The 3,680-nt window shown below is 62.2% G+C and carries 5 protein-coding genes; 2 read left to right on the forward strand and 3 right to left on the reverse strand.

Going from position 1 to position 3,680, the window contains the following annotated elements; genetic code table 11:
- The first annotated feature begins 182 nt into the window (after nt 1-182).
- Together JYJ84_RS31130 and JYJ84_RS31135 are read left to right on the forward strand one after the other, a co-directional pair.
- Nucleotides 183-1,154 carry an aldo/keto reductase gene (locus tag JYJ84_RS31130; protein ID WP_174963333.1) on the forward strand — a complete coding sequence of 324 codons (972 nt, stop codon included), beginning with the start codon at nt 183-185 and terminating at the stop codon, nt 1,152-1,154.
- A gap of 111 nt (nt 1,155-1,265) precedes the next feature.
- On the forward strand, nt 1,266-2,111 hold the full coding sequence (locus JYJ84_RS31135; RefSeq protein WP_122945877.1) for a 23S rRNA (adenine(2030)-N(6))-methyltransferase RlmJ: 846 nt from the start codon (nt 1,266-1,268) through the stop codon (nt 2,109-2,111).
- Nucleotides 2,112-2,126: 15 nt separating this feature from the next.
- Here JYJ84_RS31135 and JYJ84_RS31140 read toward each other — a convergent pair whose 3' ends face one another.
- The 3 genes from JYJ84_RS31140 to cueR form a co-directional block, all read right to left on the reverse strand.
- Nucleotides 2,127-2,462 (reverse strand): hypothetical protein, encoded by a 336-nt coding sequence (locus tag JYJ84_RS31140; RefSeq protein ID WP_122946734.1) that lies wholly within the window; start codon nt 2,460-2,462, stop codon nt 2,127-2,129.
- Between the two features lie 148 nt (nt 2,463-2,610).
- Nucleotides 2,611-2,757, reverse strand: coding sequence for a DUF3563 family protein (locus JYJ84_RS31145; protein ID WP_006478295.1), 147 nt, complete (start codon nt 2,755-2,757; stop codon nt 2,611-2,613).
- Between the two features lie 215 nt (nt 2,758-2,972).
- Nucleotides 2,973-3,377, reverse strand: a complete 405-nt coding sequence (cueR, locus tag JYJ84_RS31150) for a Cu(I)-responsive transcriptional regulator (RefSeq protein WP_122945878.1) — start codon at nt 3,375-3,377, stop codon at nt 2,973-2,975.
- Nucleotides 3,378-3,680 lie beyond the last annotated feature (303 nt).

The raw sequence follows: 3,680 nt of genomic DNA on the forward strand, positions 1-3,680 counted from the left end.
GCTCAGATCTGCTGCCATGTCCATCTCCTCCCGTTGTCGGATCGATAAAACAAGCGCCCGCCGCATCCGCTACCGTCGCGCGATCGCACCGGCGGGCCAGCCGTCATTGTGCACGATCGGCCACGCCGTTCGCGCGCAAAACGTCTAAGCTTAAGGTCGGTTCTGTCACGCAGGAGATTCGCATGCACTATCGACGGCTAGGCCGCTCCGGCCTGCAGATCAGCGAGCTTTCGCTCGGTTCGTGGGTGACGTACGGCAACCAGGTCGACCAGCGGGTCGCGCGCGAATGCCTGGCTGCGGCGCGCGACGCGGGCGTCAATTTCTTCGACAACGCCGAGGTCTACGCCGGCGGCAAATCCGAGGAAATCATGGGCCACGCGCTCAAGTCGCTCGACTGGCCGCGCGTCAGCTACATCGTGTCCACCAAGTTCTTCTGGGGGCTCGCCGAAGCGCCGAACCAGTATCACACGCTGAACCGGAAATACCTGCTGAACGCCATCGACGGCTCGCTGCGCCGGCTGCAACTCGACTATGTCGACCTCGTCTATTGCCATCGCCCCGATCCGAACACGCCGATCGAGGAAACCGTCTGGGCGATGAGCGACATGATCGTACGCGGCAAGGCGCTGTACTGGGGCACGTCGGAATGGCGCGCCGACGAGATCCGTGCCGCGTGCGAGATCGCCGAACGGCATCACTTGCACAAGCCGGTCGTCGAGCAACCGCAGTACAACCTGTTCCACCGCACTCGAGTCGAGCAGGAGTATGCGCGGCTGTACGACGACTACGGTCTCGGCCTCACGACCTGGAGCCCGCTGGCATCGGGCCTGCTCACCGGCAAGTACCGTAACGGCGTGCCGCCCGGCAGCCGCGCGCAGTTGCAGGGTTACGACTGGATGCGTGACCGCCTGACCGATCAGGCCGCCAACGACATCGTCGAACGGCTCGGCGAGATCGCAGCCGAGCTCGGCTGCAGCACGGGCCAGCTCGCGATCGCATGGGTGCTCGCGAATCCACGCGTGAGTTCGGTCATCACGGGCGCGTCGCGGATCGAGCAGATCGGTGACAACATGCGCGCGCTCGACGTTGCCGCGAAACTGACGCCGGATGTGAAGCAACGCATCGAGGAGGTGGTCGGCGATGCGTACGAGTAAGGCGATGCACGCCCACTCGCGTACAATACGCGGCCCGCATCGGCGCCCGGCCTGACGGCCGCGCACGATCGACCGCTTTCATCGGTTCACCTTCGTTTCAGGCAGCCCGCCATGCTCAGTTATCGTCACGGTTTTCACGCAGGCAACCACGCGGACGTGCTCAAGCACGCCGTCGTCGTCCAGCTGCTGCGCTACCTGAACAAGAAAGACAAGTCCTACTGGTACATCGACACGCATGCAGGCGCCGGCGTGTACTCGCTGCGCGACGGCTACGCGGCGAAGACGTCGGAATTCGACACCGGGATCGGCCGACTGTGGAACGAAAAGAACCTGCCGGAAGCGCTGGGCGACTATGTGGATGAAGTCCGCGCGCTGAACGACGACGGTGAACTGCGCTTCTACCCGGGTTCCCCGTACATCGCATGGCGATCGATGCGCGAGCAGGACCGCATGCGCCTGTTCGAAATGCACACGACGGAAATCGACGTGCTGCGCCACAATTTCCGCGACGCGGGGCGACGCGCGATGATCTTTGCCGGCGACGGCTTCGAAGGCATCAAGGCGCTGCTGCCGCCGCCGCCGCGACGCGCACTCGTGCTGATCGACCCGTCCTACGAGGACAAGAAGGACTACGCGCGCACGGTGGCTTGCGTGACGGAGTGTCTGAAGCGTTTCGCGACGGGCTGCTATGCCATCTGGTACCCGCAGGTCACCCGGACGGAATCGCAGCGTTTTCCCGAGCAGTTGAAGCGCCTGCAACCGAACAACTGGCTGCACCTGACGCTGACGGTGTCGAATCCGCCGACTGACGGGCTGGGTCTCTACGGCAGCGGGATGTTCATTCTGAATCCGCCATATACGCTCGCCCAGAGCATGAACGAGGCACTGCCCTATCTGGTCGAGATGCTCGGACAGGATAGCGGCGCCCGCTGCCAGATCGAGCACCGCGGAAACTGATCGGGCGACCGCGCGTTACGGCTGCGGTCTCGGTGCGAGCCTTGGCTGGTTGGCCGGCTGTCCACCCCACGCGGGGACATTGATATACGGCGCGACGAACAGCGGAACCGACGTGTTCGGCGCCTGCCCGGCCGGAGTCCGCATGCCCGCCGGCTCGACGATCGGCTCGGAAGACAACGGTGCCGTCTGCAGCACCAACCCACCCTTGCCGTCCTGGATACCGCGTTGCGTATCGAGAATCAGCGGTTTGGACGATGTCGCGGCAGCAGCTGCGAGTCCATGGACAAGCACCGCCGCGCCCAGAACGAGACGCGCGCGGGCACTTCGACGCACATCGAGACGCAAACGCATGATCGTGTCCTTCAGGATGAAAAGCAGGTGCATACCATAGCGCTGCACTGACGATTGCGCCAGATCCGGCGCACAAAAAAACAAAGCCCCGTCAAATACGGGGCTTGCTTATCGTTCGGTGCCACGTGGCACCTGACGGTGACTCCGATTACAGCGAGTAGCCGTTGGTTTCCAGCGAGCGGATGCGGCTCTCGAGCTGGACGATGTCCGACGACGTGGCGAGGTATGCCTCACGGCGTTCACGTTCTGCGGATTCGAACCAGTTGCTCAGCTTTTCGACGATGTAGGCGATCATGACATTCTCCAAGGAAGGGGGACCCCTGGTGAATCGGTGTTCAGGGATTTCCCGTATAGGGTTATCCCGAATTATAGCGATGCCGCACCAAGATGCTAGTGAAATACTTGCATGGAAGCCATTCCCATTCGGAATAGCTGGCTGTCAGTCTTGCGTAACCCATTGATTTTTATAGAAGTCGAATCGAGACCTGTTTCGGCCCTCGAGTGCGCGCACTAATTTGGTTCACCAACGGGGTCGGACAGTCGCGCCAAAATCGGGCATTCGGGCCGCCCGTCACCATGACAGTGCGCAGCGAGATCGGCCAGTGTGTTGCGCATGTCGCTCAGTTCCGCGATGCGCTTGTCGAGTTCGGCCACGTGCTCGAGGGCAATCGACTTCACTTCGGCGCTCGCGCGGGAACGGTCTTGCCAAAGCAGCAGCAGCTTGCGGATGTCCTCGACGAGAAAGCCAAGGCGTCGCGCCTGGCGGATGAAGCGCAGGATATGGATTTCGTCCGCGCCGTAGATCCGGTAGCCGGCGTCGGTCCGCTTGCTCGGCGCAAGCAGGCCGACCTGTTCGTAGTACCGGATCATTTTTGCGCTGACTCCGGATTCGCGCGACGCATCGCCGATATTCATTCCCGACCTCTCCATCAAGCCCTGGTTTCGAACATGAACGTCGACGAGTGCAATCGCCGACGGCACTTCGATCGTATCAAATCGCTCGGTTTCGTTCCGGGGTAAGGCTTCGCTGCTGGAGGCAGTTGAATGACCTGGTGTGCGAGCCAGAGGGACGTGATGAGTGGAGCGCTCTACCCCACCCCGCACACGCATTTCCGTCGCCCAAATGCAAAAACCCCCGCCTTTCGGGCGGGGGTTTTCGGCTTAGGGAGCCTGACGATTACCTACTTTCACACGGGAATCCGCACTATCATCGGCGTA

The sequence above is a fragment of the Burkholderia sp. LMG 13014 genome (genome assembly GCF_905232215.1).
Classification (GTDB): Bacteria; Pseudomonadota; Gammaproteobacteria; order Burkholderiales; family Burkholderiaceae; genus Burkholderia.